This is a genomic window from Flavobacterium cerinum, from assembly GCF_024496085.1.
GTDB lineage: Bacteria > Bacteroidota > Bacteroidia > Flavobacteriales > Flavobacteriaceae > Flavobacterium > Flavobacterium cerinum_A.
In genome coordinates this window covers 303,432-323,567 of record NZ_CP101751.1, presented here as the reverse complement: position 1 = coordinate 323,567, position 20,136 = coordinate 303,432, and the positions used below count along the sequence as shown (strand labels likewise).

Annotated in this window: 16 protein-coding genes and 2 tRNA genes; 6 read left to right on the top strand and 12 right to left on the bottom strand. The window is 37.9% G+C overall.

The features are described from left to right. Nucleotides 1-19 precede the first annotated feature (19 nt). Both NOX80_RS01355 and NOX80_RS01350 read left to right on the top strand, forming a co-directional pair. Nucleotides 20-907, top strand: a complete 888-nt coding sequence (locus NOX80_RS01355; protein ID WP_256551546.1) for a pseudouridine synthase — start codon at nt 20-22, stop codon at nt 905-907. A 41-nt stretch (nt 908-948) separates the two neighbouring features. Then, nucleotides 949-1,314 carry a nuclear transport factor 2 family protein gene (locus NOX80_RS01350; protein WP_256551545.1) on the top strand — a complete coding sequence of 122 codons (366 nt, stop codon included), beginning with the start codon at nt 949-951 and terminating at the stop codon, nt 1,312-1,314. 25 nt (nt 1,315-1,339) lie between these two features. Here NOX80_RS01350 and NOX80_RS01345 read toward each other — a convergent pair whose 3' ends face one another. The 3 genes from NOX80_RS01345 to NOX80_RS01335 all read right to left on the bottom strand — a co-directional run bounded on the left by NOX80_RS01345 (nt 1,340) and on the right by NOX80_RS01335 (nt 4,465). Beyond that, entirely contained in the window at nt 1,340-1,720 is a 381-nt protein-coding gene (locus NOX80_RS01345) for a hypothetical protein (RefSeq protein WP_256551544.1), read from the bottom strand. A gap of 2 nt (nt 1,721-1,722) precedes the next feature. Then, nucleotides 1,723-2,127 (bottom strand): Panacea domain-containing protein, encoded by a 405-nt coding sequence (locus NOX80_RS01340; protein ID WP_256551543.1) that lies wholly within the window; start codon nt 2,125-2,127, stop codon nt 1,723-1,725. A 193-nt stretch (nt 2,128-2,320) separates the two neighbouring features. Beyond that, entirely contained in the window at nt 2,321-4,465 is a 2,145-nt protein-coding gene (locus NOX80_RS01335) for a M3 family metallopeptidase (protein WP_256551542.1), read from the bottom strand. A gap of 144 nt (nt 4,466-4,609) precedes the next feature. Here NOX80_RS01335 and NOX80_RS01330 point away from each other — a divergent pair, with 144 nt between their 5' ends. Together NOX80_RS01330 and NOX80_RS01325 are read left to right on the top strand one after the other, a co-directional pair. Next, entirely contained in the window at nt 4,610-7,432 is a 2,823-nt protein-coding gene (locus NOX80_RS01330) for an AsmA family protein (protein WP_256551541.1), read from the top strand. Nucleotides 7,433-7,591: 159 nt separating this feature from the next. Continuing rightward, nucleotides 7,592-8,578, top strand: coding sequence for a hypothetical protein (locus tag NOX80_RS01325; RefSeq protein ID WP_256551540.1), 987 nt, complete (start codon nt 7,592-7,594; stop codon nt 8,576-8,578). Between the two features lie 49 nt (nt 8,579-8,627). On the opposite strand, the gene NOX80_RS01320 is transcribed toward NOX80_RS01325, so the two are convergent. The 9 genes from NOX80_RS01320 to NOX80_RS01280 form a co-directional block, all read right to left on the bottom strand. After that, complete coding sequence (locus NOX80_RS01320; RefSeq protein WP_256551539.1) at nt 8,628-10,388, bottom strand: flavin monoamine oxidase family protein; 1,761 nt, start codon at nt 10,386-10,388, stop codon at nt 8,628-8,630. A gap of 23 nt (nt 10,389-10,411) precedes the next feature. Further along, complete coding sequence (locus NOX80_RS01315; RefSeq protein WP_256551538.1) at nt 10,412-11,608, bottom strand: FAD-dependent oxidoreductase; 1,197 nt, start codon at nt 11,606-11,608, stop codon at nt 10,412-10,414. Between the two features lie 80 nt (nt 11,609-11,688). After that, nucleotides 11,689-12,588, bottom strand: coding sequence for a hypothetical protein (locus tag NOX80_RS01310; protein WP_256551537.1), 900 nt, complete (start codon nt 12,586-12,588; stop codon nt 11,689-11,691). Beyond that, the gene (locus tag NOX80_RS01305) at nt 12,575-13,675 is read right to left on the bottom strand and encodes an RNA polymerase sigma factor (RefSeq protein ID WP_256551536.1); all 1,101 of its coding nucleotides are present in this window, start codon (nt 13,673-13,675) and stop codon (nt 12,575-12,577) included. Before NOX80_RS01305 ends, NOX80_RS01310 begins: the two co-directional genes overlap by 14 nt. Before the next feature lie 3 nt (nt 13,676-13,678). Beyond that, entirely contained in the window at nt 13,679-14,671 is a 993-nt protein-coding gene (locus NOX80_RS01300; RefSeq protein WP_256551535.1) for a hypothetical protein, read from the bottom strand. A 201-nt stretch (nt 14,672-14,872) separates the two neighbouring features. Next, a tRNA-Phe gene (locus NOX80_RS01295) sits at nt 14,873-14,945 on the bottom strand. Nucleotides 14,946-15,069: 124 nt separating this feature from the next. After that, the gene (locus NOX80_RS01290; RefSeq protein ID WP_256551534.1) at nt 15,070-17,361 is read right to left on the bottom strand and encodes a GH92 family glycosyl hydrolase; all 2,292 of its coding nucleotides are present in this window, start codon (nt 17,359-17,361) and stop codon (nt 15,070-15,072) included. A 116-nt stretch (nt 17,362-17,477) separates the two neighbouring features. Continuing rightward, nucleotides 17,478-17,888 (bottom strand): hypothetical protein, encoded by a 411-nt coding sequence (locus tag NOX80_RS01285; RefSeq protein ID WP_256551533.1) that lies wholly within the window; start codon nt 17,886-17,888, stop codon nt 17,478-17,480. A 72-nt stretch (nt 17,889-17,960) separates the two neighbouring features. Next, nucleotides 17,961-18,033, bottom strand: a tRNA-Phe gene (locus NOX80_RS01280). A gap of 99 nt (nt 18,034-18,132) precedes the next feature. Between NOX80_RS01280 and NOX80_RS01275 the strand changes: the two genes are divergently transcribed. After that, nucleotides 18,133-18,864, top strand: a complete 732-nt coding sequence (locus NOX80_RS01275; protein ID WP_256551532.1) for a type III pantothenate kinase — start codon at nt 18,133-18,135, stop codon at nt 18,862-18,864. Continuing rightward, nucleotides 18,861-20,132, top strand: coding sequence for an outer membrane protein transport protein (locus NOX80_RS01270; RefSeq protein WP_256551531.1), 1,272 nt, complete (start codon nt 18,861-18,863; stop codon nt 20,130-20,132). The genes NOX80_RS01275 and NOX80_RS01270 overlap by 4 nt, the downstream gene beginning before the upstream one ends. Nucleotides 20,133-20,136: the final 4 nt, after the last annotated feature.

Sequence of the window (20,136 nt, the reverse complement as noted above, 5' to 3'; positions counted from 1 at the left end):
TGCAAAAATTTTTAGTGAAATGAATAACGGAAAAGGAAATAACAGAAAAGGGGCTTCTAACGGTAAACCGAGCTTCGGGCCAAAGAAGTCAAATGCAGCGGGTGGCTCTAATTTTAAGAGAGACGAGAAGAAAAATAATTTTTCAAAACCGAAACCGGCGTTTGATAAAAAGCCAAAAGCACCAAAAGCAGCCGCTTCAGATGATATCCGTCTGAATAAATATATTTCTAATTCCGGAGTTTGTTCCCGTAGAGATGCGGATATCTATATCCAGTCCGGTAACGTAAAAGTAAACGGTGAGGTAATTACAGAAATGGGATACAAAGTAAAACCCGGAGATGTGGTTAACTTTGACGGAGTGCTGATTATACCGGAGAAAAAAGAATATATCCTTTTAAATAAACCAAAAGGATTTACTACTGCCGGCGATGGCGATGGAAATACAACGAATGTTTTGGATTTGGTTCGCAATGCGACAAAAGCAAAATTACAAGCGGTAGGACGTATGGATAAATCAACAACCGGTTTGTTGCTTTTTACAAACGATTCCGATATGGCGCGTAAATTTACGTCACCAAACCAACGTTCTTCTAAAGTGTATCAGGTAACGCTGGATAAAAATCTGAAGTTTGAAGATCTGGAAAAAATCCAAAAAGGACTTACGATTGATAATTTTAGAGTGTATGTAGAGGAAATTTCATACATCGAAAACGAACCTAAAAGTGAAATCGGTTTAAAAATGAAAACATCTAACGTAAAAGTGGTACGTTCTATTTTTGAACATTTGGAATACGATGTAATTAAAGTAGACCGTGTTGTTTTTGCCGGACTGACGAAGAAAAATCTTCCGAGAGGAAACTGGCGTTTTCTGACCGATCAGGAAATAATCAACCTAAAAAATATATAAATCCACAATCCTGAAGCTTGCTTCGGGATTTTTTAACCCTAATGATGACACCAGAAGCATTACAATCAATTGCTTTCCGTTGGTTTGAAGCATTTAATACCAAACAACTGGAAAAATTACTGTCGCTTTACGATGATGAAGCGCAACATTTTAGTCCGAAATTAAAAATCCACCAACCGGAAACAAAAGGGCTGGTAGTTGGAAAAGACGCCATGAGAGCCTGGTGGCAAGATGCTTTTGATCGTTTACCGAGTTTGAATTATAAAGTAACATCTTTAACGGCTAATTCAGATCGCGTGTTTATGGAATATATCCGTAAAGTTGACGGAGAAGATGATATGCTGGTTGCGGAAGTTCTGGATGTGAAAAACGGAAAAATAATTGCCTCACGTGTGTACCACGGATAAAAAATAAGCCTCGAAATTCGAGGCTTTATTGTATTTTGTCTTCAGATTTTCCATTAAATAGATCATACATAGCGATAGCAACAATACCTAGTACATTTAATGTTGCAGTTCCTAATAGGACATTTAAAACAGTATCTGATAAACAGTAACGATCGTTGTTGTTTATTAAAATTTCTCCGACTTTCCATAGCCAATAAGTTACAATAAAGGAAGACCAGATTGCCAAATAGATTCTAAGTTTGGTATTAGTAGAATAACGTTTGTTTTTTAAATCATTAAAGGTATACCGGATATAGTTTTTCTGTTTTTCAAATATCTGTTCCTCTTTTTTTGATTTATGATCGCTATCTGTATTCTCTGATTCAGAATGGATATAGTTCAGATTAGTACTTAAATCAGATGGCATGGTTATACAGCTTTTTTTCTCTGATTTTGTTTGAGAAGACTTTTGTAGTGCTCTTTTATAAAAATTTCAGGAATCTGTAACGAAAAAAAATCATTGTTTTTTATTGTATTCCAAACTCTGGACCAGGGAGAGTCTTCCTGATGCGTTTTTGCACTTAATTCGATACCGTTGTATTTTCCGTACACTTCCCATATTCTATCCAGAAATTTTTCATCTTCATTATTGTCTAAAGCGGATGTTCCGTTATGTTTTTCTATTGGAGCATTTCCATAGCTTTTGTATTGATGATAGAGACTGGGAATTACCGGGCCGTATTTCCATGCTTCAGGATTTTCATCTATTAATGCTTTATCTGTAATCCCTAAATACCAACCATGAGCAATGTAAACTAATTTAATTAGCTTCATTGGTGTTATATTTTGACCGTTACTGTAATTGGCTAAAAAATAATTGGCTATTTGTTTTGGGCTATACATGACGCTTTTTTCACTATAGAACTAAGGTAATGAAATTTAAAAAACGATCAAAGGCTCTTTAGTTTTGCCCTTGATCGTTTTCTGCTTTAGTCCTCTGTATTCCCTTTTTTGACTTTACTTCTGTCTAGTTTTTCAAAGGTTTGACTCCATTATTTAAACCGCGTTTGTTTAATAGCGGAGTGATATTGGGTTCCTCTCCTCGGAATTTTTTATAAAGGGTCATCGGGTCTTCTGTTCCTCCTTTTTCAAGAATATATTTACGGAAAGCTTTTGCTTTTTCCTGATTGAATAGTGAAGTGCTCTTAAACGCTTCAAATGCATCGGTATCCAATACACCTGACCAGATGTAGCTATAATAGCCGGCAGAATAACCACCTGCGAAAATGTGATTGAAATAGGTACTTCTGTAACGTGGGATTATCGAATTAGTCAAACCGATTTTTTTCATTGCATTGGCTTCGAATGCCGTAGCATCTTGCGCAATAGCTCCGGGTTGTGTATGGTATTCCATATCCAGTAAAGAAGCGGCAAGATATTCTACGGTTGCAAATCCCTGATCGAAAGTGCCTGATTTCTGTAATTTGTCAATTAAAGCATCCGGAATAACGGCTCCGGTTTGATAATGTTTAGCATACATTTTCAGTACTTCCGGTTCTGCTGCCCAGTTTTCCATAACCTGTGAAGGTAATTCTACAAAGTCTCTTGGTACGGAAGTTCCGGCCATACTTTGGTAATTTACGTTGGATAATAATCCGTGTAAGGCGTGACCGAATTCATGGAAGAACGTTGTCGTTTCATCAAATGTCAATAAAGTAGGTGTATTGCCAATTGGTTTTGAATAATTACAAACAATTGAAATTACCGGAGGAATACGTTTTCCGTTTTCCATTTTCTGAGCGCGGTAAGAAGTCATCCAGGCACCGCCGTTTTTAGAAGAACGGGAATAGAAATCCATATAAAGAGTACCGACTTGTGTTCCGTCTTTTTCCAAAACTTTCCATACCGTTACATCTTCGTGATATTTCGGAACGTCTTTTAACTCTTCGAATTTTAATCCGTAAAGATTTTCGGTCACCTTAAAAATCCCTTTCTGTACATTTTCAATGCTGAAATACGGTTTTACTTCCTGTTCATCCAGATTGTAACGTTCCTTACGTATTTTTTCAGCATAATAACGCCAGTCATAAGGTTGTACATCTTCGGAAATTCCATCGGCAACCATCATTTTTTTAATATCGGCTGTTTCCAATTTAGCTTTTTCTAGAGCCGGTTTCCAAAGTTTATTTAGTAATTCGGTTGCTTTTTCCGGCGTTTTGGCCATACTTTCTTCTAATACGTAGGCAGCATGATTTTTATAACCTAATAATCGCGCTTTCTCTCCACGTAGATTGGCCATCTGGATTACATTTTGTTTGTTATCCAGCTCATTGTTGTTGTTACCGCGGTTTTGGTAAGCTGTCCAGATCTGTTTGCGTAATTCGCGATTGGAAGCATACTGTAAAAAAGGCATTACACTGGAATTGCTTAATGTAAATACCCATTTTCCGTCTTTACCGGAAGCTTTGGCTTTGGCAGCCGCCGCAAGGATCAGTTCGTCGGGTAAACCGGCTAAATCAGCTTTTTTGTCAATTACCAGTTCGTAAGCATTGTTCTCTTTTAAAATGTTATTACCAAATTTTAAAGACAACAAGGATAAATCACTATTGATTTTACGCAGTTTTTCTTTGTCGGTTTCCGAAAGATTAGCACCGCTGCGCACAAATGCTTTGTATTTTTTCTCCAGTAAACGAGATTGTTCCGGAGTTAATTTTAATGTTTTTCGGGCATCCCAAACCGCTTTTACACGCGCAAATAATTTTTCGTTCAGGTAAATGTTGTCATTGTGTTTCGAAGAAATCGGCGCCATTTCCTGTGCGATCGCCTGAAGCTGATCGTTTGTGTTGGCCGAACTTAAATTGCCGAAAACAGTTGCAACCCGATTTAATAACTGACCGGAATTTTCCAATGCCAGAATAGTGTTGTCAAAAGTGGGTTTGGCCGGATTGTTGGCAATGGCATCAATTTCTTGTTGGTGAATTTTAATACCTTCCAGTAAAGCCGGTTTAAAATGTTCATTTTTAATTAAATGAAAAGGAGGGACTTCGTAAGGGGTGTTGTAAGTAGCCAAAAGCGGATTGGTCGGGTCGCCGTTTCGCTTAGACTTGTCCTCGTTCCCTGAAATTAAAGACATTCCTACAGTTGTAAGAATCAGAACAGTTTTTGTAATCATGATTATATTTTGATTAATTTAGTTATGTAAAAATAACAGAAAAACTGAATACAGTTGATTCAGACACATTTTGTTAACGAATTTTTATGAGCGGATTAAGGAATATTCTGTTAAAATTTGAAAATTTGATAGTACTTTTGTTGTATGAAATACTCTCCTAAAAATATAATCCTCAAGACACTTAAGATTATCGGAATTACGGTAGGTAGCATTTTGTTACTATTGTTTTTGATCCCGTTACTTTTTCCGGGAACTATTGCCGAACAAGTAAAAAAGGCGGCCAATGAAAAGTTAGACGGTGAACTAAACTTTAAAGAAACACATCTTTCATTTTATAAACATTTTCCGTCATTGACCGTTTCGCTGGATGAATTTTCCTTAAAGGGTTCTGCGCCTTATCGTAACGATACGTTGGTAGCGGCAAAAGAGGTTGCTTTCGGGATCAATCTGAAACGACTTATTTTTGATAATCAGGTGAGTATCGATGAAATTTACTTGTCAAATGGTCTGGCCAATATTATGGTAGACGAACACGGACATGCGAATTATAATGTTTATATATCGAATGCACCGAAAACAACTTCCGATACGGCTTCGGCTTCGATTCGCTTGGATCGGATTGAAATTAAAAACGTTCACTTAAAATACAATGACCTTTCGGCTAAATTAGCGATCGATGCAAAAGATTTTAACTACATCGGTAAAGGAGATTTGGATAAAGCTATTTTCGATTTGACGACTAAAGCGCGAATCGGATCTTTGGATTTTGCTTTTGACGGAGAAACGTATCTGAAAAATAAAGTGGTTAATGCCGATTTGCTAACGCGAATCAATACCAATTCCCTGTCCTTTGTATTCCGTCAGAATAACCTGAAAATTAATAAGCTTCCGGTGAAGTTTATCGGAAAACTGGACTTCCTTAAAGACGGATATGATATCGATATCCATGTGGAAACAAAAGACAGTAAACTGAACGATTTATTCACGGCCATGCCGCCGGCTTATGTAACCTGGCTGGAAAAAACCAAAGTACAAGGGCAAACGGATGTCCTGTTTACGTTTAAAGGAATTTATAATGCCTCTCAGAACAAAAAACCGGATTTAGGACTGTCTGTAAATATTCGCGATGGATTTATTGCGTATAAAGACACACCATTCCCGACTTCCAATATTTACCTGAAATTGAATACCCGATTACCGTCCTTAAATCCGGATTTACTGGAAATCAACATGGATTCAATCCACTTTAATGTCGGAAAAGATTTTATGAAAGGAAAGTTGTATTCGAAAGGAATGAAACAGATTACTCTCGATACGGATATGAAAGCCAAATTGGATTTGGAAAAACTGAACCGGGCATTGGGACTTGAAAAAATTGAATTAAAAGGATTATTGACCACCAGCATTAAGGCAAAAGGAGACTATGATGCGTCACAAAAGAAATTTCCGGTTACCGATGGTTTTCTGGCGGTTCAGAGCGGAAGGTTAAAAACACCTTACTATCCGAATCCGATTGATTCAATACGGATCAATGCAAGAATCAATAATACGTCCGGAAATTATAAAGATCTGAAGGTTAAAGTGACACCGGCTTCATTCCATTTTGAAGGAAATCCGGTATTTGTAGCAGCTGATTTATCGAATTTTGATGATTTGGCCTATGCGGTTAAAGCTAAAGGTGAAATTGATGTGGCCAAAGTATATAAAGTATTCAAACAGGAAGGTTTGGACGTAAAAGGGTATATTAAAGCGGATCTGTTTTTACAAGGCAGACAAAGTTATGCAACGACTGGTCAATATGGTAAAATGAACAACAAAGGAACATTGGTTCTAAGAGATATTGCCGCCAAATCGCAATTTTTCCCGAAACCATTCCTGATCAAAGAAGGACTGTTTAAGTTTGATCGCGATAAAATGTTTTTTAACGGGTTTAAAGCCGGTTACGGACAATCGGATTTCAACTTAAACGGACAATTGCAAAATGTGATCAATTACGTGCTTAGTGATAAAAGCGTGCTTTCCGGAAATTTTACAGTTAACTCTGATTTCTTAAATATCAATGAGTTTATGGCGTATAATCCGGATGGCGTAAAAAGTAATAATTCAAAAGTTAATGCGAAAAAAACAAAGCCGAAAGAACCAACGGGTGTAGTCGTGGTTCCGACAAACTTAAATGTTTCGGTTGTGGCCAATGCTAAAAGAATTGATTACGATGGTTTAGTATTAAATGATATGTCCGGTAAAGCAATGGTCAAAAAAGGAAAGATCATGTTGCGAAATGCAGGAGTCGGTATTATCGGAAGCCGAATGACATTAGATGGTGTATACGACGATGTGAGTGCGGATAAAGCGAATTTTAATTTGCGTTACCGCGCAAAAGATTTTGATGTAAACCGTGCTTACCGTGAGGTGAAATTGTTCCGGGATTTAATGACATCTGCTGAAAATGCAGAAGGAATTATCGGAGTGGATTATCATCTGAGAGGTGTATTGGATCAAAATATGCAACCGATTATGCCGTCGTTAAAAGGAGATGGTGTGGTAAAGGTGAAAAAAGTAAAAATAAAAGGATTGAAATTGTTTTCGGCGATCAGTAAAAAAACAGGATCTGACGGAATTGATAATCCGGATTTGAGTGAAGTGGAAATTAATTCGATGATTAAAAATAATGTCATTACAATTGATGAAACACTGATCAAGGTAGCGTTATTCCGATTGAAATTTAAAGGACAGACCAATTTTGCAGGTCAGATGAATCTGAGAATGCGTTTAGGATTACCGCCGTTCGGATTGATCGGGATTCCGGTTGTGATTACAGGAAATAAAGACAATCCGAAAATTAAAGTATTCAGTAAAACCGGTGAGGAGGTTCAGGAAACGGAATATAAAGGGACACCGGCACCGCAATCACCTCCGGAAACAGAACCGAAACAACCGGCAACTACTCCGGATAAACCAAAAGAATAAAACGAAAGCTGTCTTGTAAAAGACGGCTTTTTTTATGACCGGTTGCTTTTCATTATTTAATGAAAATAATTTGTAACTTAATTCTGGTTTATACGAATTCCTAAAAGAATCCAGATTTCGGATTATTTATTATGCGAACATTTTTTTAAAGGGCTACTTATGAAAAAAACAACGGCAAAATCCACTCGTTATCTTTTGAGTATATTGATTCTTTCGGTGCTGTCCGTGTCTTGCTCCGGGATACAAAATACCCGTATGAAATCGCAGTTATATACCAGTAACTGTAATCAGCAGAATGTCTATAATTATACAGCAGATCAAATGCCGCAACCGATACATACGCTTACTGTCGATTCTGTTTTGGCGACACAGTTGAGTTTCAGAAGCCTTAATGTAGCGAATGCAATCGGTGTTTTGGATTTGATGTCGGATTATGTAGCGGTACAAAAAAAATATAAAAAGAATCCGACTATTGAGAATCGGCTGACACAGTTGGAAATGGCGCAAAAACTCAATCAACGTATCAATAATGCTTCATTGGAAGTATCGGCTGTTTCTTCTGAAATGGATTGCGAAGAAGAACGAACCAGTCAGATTGCGGATTTCCTGAAAGGAAAAGAAGATGAAACCGAAAGTAAACTTACGGTTGGTGCTATTATCATTGGTGCGACCGGTGCTATTGCATCCGGACTGTTGATTGATAAGGGAAATACCGGTGATTATATAGGGTTAGGAACCGGAATAACGGAGGCCACATTAGGATTGTTGATTCTTCGTAATAAACGGAATATTGAATTTTATCACCATCGGAATGCGCTTCGGGATATTTGGGAAGGACATCCTGTTTCTGCTATTTTCCCGCCTGCAGTATGGTATTATCTGAATTATAGTAATCCGAATGAATCGGAAAAAGTATCTTTTCGTAGGGAGATTATCGAAAAATGGATGAATTTCGGACAAATTGCCGATGAAAAGTCAAAAAAGAAAACACAATTATTGGAATTGTATTTCGGAAACGGCGGAAAGTATTCGGCACAGGAACTGGATAACCGGGCCAATATGTATGATCAGTTGGAATCGCAAATTAATCTGATGAAACAGGATCTAAAAGCCCTTTCGACTGAATTGGAGAAGATAAAAATATAAAGAATGCCTTCCGGGTATTTTATCCGGAAGGCATTATAGTAGTTTCAAATTACCAACCTAAATAATACGTTGGATTTAACCATATCGGACGTGTTAATCCGAAATGCGTTTCCAACATTTTTTCAGCTTCACATAAAGCACCTTCTACCCAACCTTGCTGATCGGAATAAGCTTCACCGCAAATATGAATTTGTTCGGTTGCTTTCGGTTGGCGCATATACGGCATAACATCTTTAACTTCATATCCGGCTTTCCAGGCGTGATAACCGGCACCAAACGGATCGTCTGACCAATCCCGGAAATAGGTAACATAAGGTTCCGGAATTTCTACGTCTTTTCCGTGTAATTCACGCAATTGATTCATTACTTCATTAACCATCATTTTAGTAGCCTGTACACTGTCTAATTCGTGTAATTCTTTTAACGAAGCAGAATTGGCCGGCTTAACTTCAAACAATATCTTATCGTCTGAAAGTGCTTTCCAGAAAGTTTCCGTTTCCATATCACCGTAACTGCCCAATAGCATGGAGTTTTCCGTTTCCGGATCAGTGCCGAAATAATAACATTGACGCATCGGTAAATCGGTTATGGAATGACCGGAATCGATTCCTAATTGCTTCCACCACGGGTAAGGGAATCCCATCAGGATTTTAAAAGCCGGTTCCATAATTACAGAACGGATGTTGTTGTTTATCGTGCTGTCTTCATTTATATTAAAAAAGAAATTTTCCTGATCCAGCAATTCTAACGATTTACGAGGCATTGCCAGAACAATGTTATTTGCGTAGACTTTCCATTGTCTGTTGGTTTTCAGGTTTAAGAAAGTCAGTTCATATTTGTGTGTATCGCTAAACGGATGCTCTTTGGTAAAAGTAATTAATTTGTTTTCTGACCAAATACAAGCACCCGGATTGTCCATGTAAGTGTTGGCAATGGCATAAGCTATACTGTCAAATCCTTCTTCGATTGTTTTGTAAATCGTTCCTTCTGAAAAGTCGCCTACCATATATGGAAAAGCTTCAGCGGAGTTCCAGTTAATGGTGTTTGAATAGTATCCGCCGGCATTGGCAAGAAATGTATAACCTTCCTGTGAAACCTGATCTTTGATCAAATTCCAAAAACCGATATCGTTTACTTTACGGCCGGCATAAGGGGAATGCTTGAAGTGATAACGCAATTTTGGCTTGATATCGTCCCACTGTCGACTGGTGATTTCGAAAGAATAATCGTATTCGGATGTTTTTTTGACATAATCCGAATAATTTTCCCGGAACCACGGATCGGCCATCAGAACGTCATAAATAATCTTATTGAACAATTGATCCGAACTAAATCCGAGATCATCATTATTGAGATAATAACGGGTAGTTAACTTTTGACCTTGATCCTGTGCTACATTCCAGGCATCTTGTTTAAAGCGCTCTTTCCGTAAATACATCAATAATTTTGAAGGATCACCCATCGGAAACGGAACCGGTGTCATTTTGTCGACTAATACTTGTTTGCGTTTTTCAGGATCCGGTTCGGATAACGGATAACCTTCGATAAGTGTAGTTACGATTTCCTGAGAAGTAAGGTAACGCATACCACCCAGTTCGCCCCAGAAATTCATACCGGGCATAATAACCGATTCCAGTCGGCCGCCTAAACGATCATTCAAATCAAAAATCTGAACCTGATCTGCTTTGAATTTTTTATCGCTTACCAGTCGATAAGCCGTGTATAATCCGGAAGTACCGGCACCGATAATAGCGACTTCAATTTTTAAATCGGGTGCCATACCCGAATTTAGAGGTGTGTTTTTATTCATAATGGTAGATTTTGGTTATCAATTTAAAGTGGGCGAAAGAATTGGTAGCCCATTTGGAAATGTGAGATATCGTAAGATGATTTTCCGTCCAGTGCCATATCCGCTAATATTTTTCCTAATAGCGGTGTAAATTTTGCAGCCCATCCGGTAGCGTATACAACAATATCTTTGTGATTCGGAACATAAGTAGGTGCAAAATCAATGATCAATTCTTTGTTAGGGATTTTGCTTAATGCGATCAGACAAGTGGAAGTAAAAAGCGGTTCCGGAGCCAATCCCTTCATGTGTTTTTGGACCCATTCGGAAGTGTAATCCAGCTCTTGTTCGTTAGGGATAAACGAACGGTCGTATGGTTCTTCCAATGGTTCGATTACAAAATCAGGAGCCACTCTGATGTATTCCGGATGATCCCAATCTACTTCAGGAAATCCGTAAAACTGGTTGCCGTTTTCACCTTCAGGATTCTGAAATACAAACCAGGTAGGATATTGTACTTTGGGATCCGTTTTTTTAAAGTAAGCGGAAGCCATATTCCAATAGGTCGCTTCAATTGTAAAATCCAATAAGTTGATTACGCTATTAATATAAGGACCGGGCGCTATGATGATTTTTTTAGCGGCATAATAACCGTTCGGAGTGCTTAAATGAAATATTCTACCCTTTTGAGTAATATTAGTAACCGGTGATTGTTCCTCTAGGGTAATAGCCGGATTTTTTTGGCAAAGCTCAAGTAACGTTTCGATTGTTGCTTTAAAGTTAATACTCGCACCATCGGCCTGAAAAAGTCCGGTATAAGTCTCGGGTAAATTTTTAAAGTTGTATTGTGCCTCGATTTCTTTGGCGGTTAATGTTGTATACGGAACATTTAATGCATCTAATGCTTTTTCGGCTTCAGCGATATTACCTTCGGTGGAATGAACGGTTGGATCGCCAAACCATAATGTTCCTACTTTATCCAGTAATTCGGTTGTTGTATGACTTTGCAGTTCATCCCAATAAGGAATTGAATCTAGTGCCATCTGAACCATGTATTCTTCCGGATACGGAATGCGGAATTGTCGGGAAACACCGGCGGAACTTCCTTGTTGATTGGCGAAAGTAAATTGTTCTAAAACGAGTGTTTTGGCTTCCCTTTTGCCTAAATAATAGGCAGCGGATAATCCCATTGGGCCTCCTCCGATTACGATCACATCGTAAACGATTTCTGAAATAGTCTCCATAATAAGCTGTAGGTTGTCTTGGTTATGAAGCTAAAATTAGGTGCAAATTTTAAGTCGTCTGCCAGTATAAACACCTGTTTTTATAAACGATAAAGAAGTTGTATTGTAAACTTATTTTCAGTGAACGTGTTTTTGGTCTTGAAGAATTGGTTTTTATCATCGTCTTTGCTGAATACTAAATTATTGCATTTCCCGGAGCTAAAATGCAGTGCAACCGAAAGATGTTTGGAAAGGATATAATGTAGTTCAAAAAGATAACCGATCTGAAGTGCTTCGGCTTTAAAATCCTGTATTTCATCAAAAGTTAAGGGTAGGTTTCCGGATGAACCGAAGAACTGAGATTTGTACCTGCTGGCGCTGATAAACGTACCCAAAGAAGGTGTGAATCGGTTTATGGTATAATAAACCTGGAGCGGAATTTGTAATTGTAAGTTTTTGTTATCGAATGATTTAAAAAGTTTGGGAGCATTATTGTTTGTGAAGTAATACCCATTTAGAGCACCGTCATTTTGTGACGCATCAAACGAAAACGAACCCATCCAGTAAAAGGCATCCATTCCTATTCCGATAGAAAAATCGGAATTAAACAATTTTTTTCGTGTCCAGATTCCTAAGCCGATACCGGTCGTATTTGGGGCATTCATCTCGTTTAATAAGCTGTTATGAGCCATACCAAGATGTAATTTTCCGCCGAAAAACCAATGCTGTTCTTTTTTAATTCTTTTTTTGTCGGTAACAAGGATAAGGGTGTCGACAGCAATCTGGAATTTTTTTCCGTTTTGCGTCAATTCCAGTTGGTCTTTTTTGTTGACTTCCGAAGTGAAAACGGCCTTGTCTATTTTGGTAAATGGTTTTTCTACAAAAACGGTGTCATATACTACAACTTCTTCGTACACAAAAACGGTATCTGTTTTTTTCTCCTGAGAAAAAGCAAAGCCGGTAAAAGCTAAAAAAAAGAGTAGAATTTTATCGCGTAACATAAATAGTATCTTTTTTAACAATCTGTTTTTTGATGACAACCACTTTTTGAGGTTCTTCTTTTATAGAATCTTTTAGTGTTGCAACAGTTGGGTTTGTAGTAGTTTTGACAGGTTCATTCGTTAAAGTGACTGCTTTTTCCTGAATGGAAACCGTTTGGGTTTTATTGGGTTTTGATGTGATTACCGTTTTGTTTTTTACAGAATCGGATGCGGTTACAATCGGTTGACTGGCAATAATATCAGGAACTGATTTTGTATTCGTTTTTGATTCTCCTTGCTGTGGAATATCTTTAGGGGTGTAGGTGTAAGCAAATAAGATAAGTCCGATTATGCCGGATAAAACGATGCTTGCGGCTATAACTTTTGACGCAGAAACGGTTTTGGTTAAGCCAATAAAATGATTTGGAATTTGCGGGTTCTTTGAATTGAATGCTGCTTTTTTTTGCGGCTGAATTTCAAAATCCTGAAATTGTTTTTTGCAATAATTAGCAAACATCTGATTTCCGAATCCTAAGAAAAGTAAAAAAGCGATGCGACGTTTCTTTTTCTTGTCAACCGGTTTTTCCTGTACCTTTTCCAGTAAAAATGACTGAATAGCTTTTCGGGCTCTGGATAAATGGGATTTTGAAGTTCCGATTGAGATATTGAGTATTTTACTGATTTCGCCATGAGAAAACTGATCAATAACATACATGTTAAAAACGGATTTATGATGTTCCGGTAATCGGTCTATCGCCTCTAATATGTCGTTCTTCTCTAAATCGGAAGTCAGAAGTATGCTTTTAGTATCTATTTCTAAGGTATTCATAAGCGTAGTTGAATCAGCAATTTCACAGTCTTGATCAGTTGAGAAGTTTATTTTTTTGGTTTCTTTTAAATGATGGATCGCCATGTTTATCACAATTCGGCTTAACCAGCCATTTAAAGCATTTGCATCTTTAAGTGTGTTTTCCTTTTGAATGGCCACAATAAAGGAATCCTGGATAATGTCTTCAGCAGTGGCAATATCTTTTATATACCTGCGACAAATCCCCAGTAATTTTGGGGATGTCTTGATGTAAATTTCATTCCAGTTAAAGGTTGTCATAGGTTAATTCTGAACCACAAAGATTGATAGAAAAGTGCCGTCGGAATCGTTTATATGCATAGCTTCAACACCGTTTACAACCAGATGGCTAGTGTAACCGTCACCTACGGCAATCTGCGTTATCTTATATGTACCGCTATTTTGGATTTTAAAGTCCATAATGCCGCCCAATTCCGGCTGACTATTTTCGAATGAGATTCCGTTTTTGTAGATCGTATTCGTGCCATTAGTAACATACAGATCATTTGTAGCATACATTTTTGTAACTCCGTTGATCGGTGCCGGAAGTGTCGTTTCCGCATTGGTGTTGATATTTTTGTAATAACCGGCATTATTTTGTACTCCGTATGCAAATACCTGATTACCGTTTGTAGCCAGACCGTTTAGTGTGGCATTTGGAATTTCGTTAAAAACACTATTTGTGTAGTAACCGTTAAGTGTTTCGCTACCGGTACTTGAAGCGGTCACATACACATTATTGTTGGCTACTTGTATTTTAGGAAGGTTTTGAACAATGCTACCGTAATTGCGGATTACCGTTTTTACTCCGTTTTTCCAATAGGCAAGTGTGTAATCGTCAAAAGTGATAATCGGTTTTTTAGTGTAGCCCACAAAGTAAACATCATTTCCGATTATTTCCATATCTGTGATCGATGTAACTACTTCTTCGTTCGTACTTAAACTGGTTTTTAGATTAGTAAGAACCCCGTTTTTCCAAAACATCGGAATGGTTTCAACGGTTGTTCCAAGTCCGATACCTAAAACATAAATATCATTGTTGGATACAATTATCTTATTTGCCGTAGTACCATGATTACCGCCGGTCTCTAAGGTGTTAAGCTGATTATTTTTCCAGTAACAAGCCTGATTGTCTCTTTGTCCGGCGACATAAACATCTGCCGAATTGGTAGCTATTGAACTCGAAACAAGATCTTCACTACAAGAAGTTTGTAATAATCCGGTAGCCAGAATTAGAACAAGTAGCATTTTTTTCATAATAAAAATAAATTAGGTTAATATACTTTAATTTTATTAGAAGAGTGAAAAATCAATAAAGGTTGCAGTAAATAAATAAAAAAAATAAAAAAAGCTTAATCCGAACGCTATAAAGAATTTTGATTTGAAATATAAAGCGGAAGTTTTTGATAAAGTATACAAATAAAAAAAAACCACTCATATTGAGTGGTTTTTTGGAAGTGGTGCCTCCAGGAATCGAACCAGGGACACATGGATTTTCAGTCCATTGCTCTACCAACTGAGCTAAGGCACCGTCCTTATTGCGGTTGCAAATATAGAATCATTTTTCGGTTTTCCAACACTTTTTTATGGAAAAAAGAGACTGTTTTTGTAACTAACTCAATGTTAAGGAATTATTTTTTAAATGTTTTTTTAGATTATCGTTTTGGCTTGTTGCTTAAATAAAAAGTTAACTCGGCATTATCGTAAATTTCGCCATGTAGCAGGTAATCACGGTCAATTTCTTTTCCGTTTAGCATTACCTTCTCTATATATACATTTTTAGGACCTTGATTAACGGTCTTGATTTTTAATGTTTTTCCGTTTTCAAAGTTAAGAGTAGCCGACTTGATCAATGGGCTTCCGATAGCGTATTGATCAGATCCCGGAAGTACCGGATAAAAGCCCAGAGCGCTAAAAACATACCAGGCGCTCATTTGCCCGGCATCGTCGTTTCCGCATAAACCATCAATGGAATTGGAATACATGGTGTCCATGATCATTCGAACACGTTCCTGTGTTTTCCATGGTTTTCCGGTCCAGTTATACAAATATGGAATATGATGTCCCGGTTCGTTACCGTGTACGTAAGCACCGATGATACCGTCGCGGGTAATATCTTCGTTTTTCTCAATGTATTTGTCATCCAGTTTGATTGAAAATACCTGATCAAGCTGCGCGGCAAATTTATTTTTTCCGCCCATCATCTCGATCATATGATCAATGTTGTGAGGAACATAAAAACCATAATTAAGTGCGTTGCCTTCAATAAATCCTTGTCCGTGTGTGTCTAACGGATCGAAAGGTTCACGCCATTTTCCGGAACTTAATTTCGGACGCATATAGCGAATCGCCGGATCGTATACGTTTTTATAGCTTTCGGAACGTTTCATATACTCCTGATAAGCGATGTTGTTATTGGCTTTTTTTGCAATTTGTGCGATACACCAGTCATCGTAAGCAAATTCCAGTGTTTTAGAAACGGAATTACCGCTTTTGTCTTCCGGAACATAACCGAGCTTCATATAGCTGTCCAATCCGTCAAAATAGGGAACGGTGGCTGTGTTTTTTCCGGCGGTTAATGCGCGATTAATATCGATGTCGGTGGTATTCTTAGCGATAGCATCGGCAATTACCGATATGGAATGATAACCGATCATACACCAGTTTTCGTTAGCATAATGACTCCAGACCGGAAGCATTTTATGAACACTTTGATCGTGGTGGGCTAGCATGGATTTGATCATATCGTTATTCCGTTTCGGTTGAATCAGGTTAAATAGCGGATGTAATGCGCGATAGGTGTCCCAAAGCGAGAAAACGGTGTAATTGGTAAATCCGTCTGACTCGTGTATATTTTGATCCAATCCTTTGTATTTGCCGTCAACGTCTTCGTATACGATAGGGCCGAGCATGGTATGGTACAAGGCGGTGTAAAACGTTTCTTCGTCTTCCGGTTTCTGGGTTTCGATTGTGATTTTGGATAATTCTTTATTCCATTTATCCCGGGTTTCGTGACGGGTTTTTTGGAAATCCCAATGTGGAATTTCAGTTTTAAGATTTAAAAGAGCGCCTTCCGTGCTTACCGGTGACAAAGCAAATTTGACCTTGATTTTTTCGTTTTCTTCTGTTTTAAAATTGAAATAGGCGCGGATATTTCGTCCGGCCATTTCCGGAAAATTCTCTTCTTCGTTAAAACGGCGATAAAACCCATTGTACGGATTGTTATCATATTTTTTATGACCGTAAGAGAGGAAGGGTTTTGAAAACTGCATGGCGAAATACACAGTTCGGGTTCGTCCCCAGCCATTTGTTTGGCGATAACCGGTTACAGTTGAATCGTTTTCTATCCGGATAAAAGTCCAGACATTTTTGTTGTCATAATTGTATATATTATAGACCAGATCTAATAGAATATGAGCCGATTCTGATTTAGGGAATGTATATTGATGAAATCCTACACGATCACTGGCGGTTAATTCGGCTTTGATAGTATAGCGATCAAGTTTGACCATATAGTAACCGGGTTTTGCGAATTCGTTTTCATGGGAGAAACTTGAAAAATAGCCGCTTCCGGGTTCATTGGGTTTGCCCGGATTTAAATCCAGTTTTCCGGTGGTGGGCATGATTAAGAAGTCTCCTAAGTCTGCATGTCCGGTTCCGCTAAAATGAGTGTGACTAAAGCCAAAAATGGTCGTGTCGTCATATTGATAGCCGGCACAATATTTATAAGCATCAGGATTGTACTTGCCGTCTGTAAACATATTGGTATAATTGGTTTCCGGACTTAATTGTACCATTCCGAACGGAGTTGTGGCGCCGGGAAATGTGTGTCCCATTTTATGAGTTCCGATCATCGGATTTACGATATCGGCCGGACCGGCAACGCGTTTCTGACTAAAGCAAACAGCTGTAATCAGTGAAAGAAAAAGGGAGATTTTTGTGTGCATGAGCTATGTGATATCGAAAATGATAGCTCAAAGATACTTTATTTTCGTTTTCGGAAAGTTGAAATCAGATGAGTGGAAATAAAAAAAACACTCGTTTTGAATGGTTTTAATTTACTTTAAGTCATACGCCATTCGGCAAGTGTTCTGATAAAAAAGTCTTTGAATGTTCCGGCGTCTTTTTTGGAATTGGCTAGATAGTAGCCTATAAAATGGTCCGGATAAAAATCATGCTCACCGATGGTTATCTTACAAAAATAATAGTTATTTCCGATCCATTTTTTGTGACTGTAAAACGGTCCGCTCCAAACGCCATTTAGTTTTTGGCACATCGTTTCACCGATATAGGCAGTTAATTTTGGTTCAAGATCAAATTGCTCATCCAGGGAATTGATGGGGGAAGTTTCCAGAATACGATCGATTTCCGATTCTAAACTTTGAAGACTAAAATCGAGCAAATAGCCGAATGCTAGCATTTCTTTTGAAAATAAGTGGGCTGTTAGTGTGGGATCGTCCTGTTGGGGCGTCATAAATTGATGTTAAAGAATAACAAAACTAAACAAAAAACCCTTGAAATCGTAAGAGATCAAGGGTTTAGTAAGTGGTGCCTCCAGGAATCGAACCAGGGACACATGGATTTTCAGTCCATTGCTCTACCAACTGAGCTAAGGCACCGTCCTTATTGCGGGTGCAAATATAGTGGCATTTTTTATTTATCCAAAACAATTTGTAAAAAAAATCTATTTGTATCTTTGAATCTTAATCTGAAGAATAATGCTTTTAGCGATAGATGTAGGGAATACCCGGATCAAAGTAGCTGTTTTTGAAAAAGATATCCTGATTTGGCAGGATGCTTTTGATAAAGAAGATGCCGTTGATCGGTTTTCAATTATTTTGATAAAATATACTGATATTAAGAATGCGGTGCTTTCCCGGGTTGGTTTTCTGGATGAATCCGTTTTAAAATGGTTGGAGCGACAGGTTAATCTGCATGTGATCACTGCCGATAGTCCGATGCCGTTTCAAAACGGTTATGAAACGCCTAAAACATTAGGAATCGACCGGATGGTGCTGGCTTCGGGAGCCGTTTTTCAGTTTCCGAAACAAAACCGACTGGTAATTGATTCCGGAACCTGTATTACATATGACTTTATTGATGCAGACGACAATTATCTTGGTGGTGCAATATCGCCCGGATTTCGATTGCGTTATGAAGCCTTGCATAATTATACGGCAAAATTACCGTTATTAACCCTGGAAAGTCCGTCCGGTGTTATCGGAAACTCGACAAAACAGGCCATTCATTCCGGTGTAGTAAATGGAATTTTGTATGAAGTAGAGGGTTTCATCGAACGCTATCGTGAACAATATCAAGTTTTAACAGTAATTTTAACAGGAGGTGATACGGATTTTTTGGCTAAAAGAGTAAAAAACACCATATTTGCCAATCCAAATTTTCTATTAGAAAGTTTGAACCACTTATATCAATATACAATCAACAAATGATTAAAAAGATAATTCTAGGCACTAGTTTGCTTTTTTCTTCCGTGATTTTTGCACAGGAAGGTACCGCTTCACCGTATTCATTCTATGGTATCGGAGATGTAAAGTACCGGGGAACCCATGAAAATAAAGCTATGGGTGGGTTAGGAGTTTTGCCGGATAGTATTCACCTGAATCTGCAAAATCCAGCATCGCTTTCGGGGTTAATAATGACTACTTTCACGGTGGGAGCAACAAACCGAAGCACTACTTTTAAAACGGATTCGCAAAAAGAAACAGCAAGCAGAACTACGTTTGATTATTTGGCGCTGGGATTTCCGATTTCTAAAAAAATGGGAGTTTCATTCGGACTTATGCCTTATTCATCTGTTGGATATAAAGTCGATCAAAATACAACATCACAAATGACATCCGGAGAAATCATCAATACCAGTAAACGTTTTACAGGTGAAGGTGGTGTAAATAACGTGTTCTTCGCATTGGGATATAAAATCACACCTAAATTAAGCATCGGAGCCGATTTTCAATATAATTTCGGAAGAGTGGAAACGAAATCCTATGTGTTTTTAGAAGATGTGCATCTTGGAAAAAGAGAAATCAATACGTCACGATATAGCGGAGTGGCTTTTAATGCCGGTTTGATGTATCAGACGAAGGTTAATAATAAATATGACTGGTATAGTAGTTTGACTTATTCTCCGCAAAGTAACTTAAGAGCAGATAATACAGGATCAGTTGCTTCAATCACTTATTCAGGGTCAGGAGCAGAGTTGGAATCGGATGTTGTGAATTACAGTGAAACAAATACCGATTTCAAATTACCGGCTAAATATGCTTTAGGAACCGGTTTCGGATTAGCAAAAAAATGGATGATTGGTGCAGAAGTGACGCTTCAGGATAAGAGTAGTTTTGTAAACCGTTTTGATCAGATTACCAATGTCGGTTTTGAAAAAACACAACGTTATGTTGTAGGGGGGTATTTTATACCTAAATTCAACTCATTTACCAGTTATTTGGATCGCGTAACCTATAGAGCAGGTTTCCGTTATGAAAATACAGGATTGGTAATTAACAATCAGTCAATTAAAGATTATAGTATGAATGCCGGTTTAGGTCTTCCGATCGGTCGTAGTCTTTCCAATCTGAATATCGGTTTCGAATATGGAAAGAGAGGTACGGCAAGTAGTAATCTGGTTCAGGAAAATTACTTCGGGATCTATATCGGATTGTCAGTAAATGATTTGTGGTTTAGGAAAACGAAATACGAATAGTATT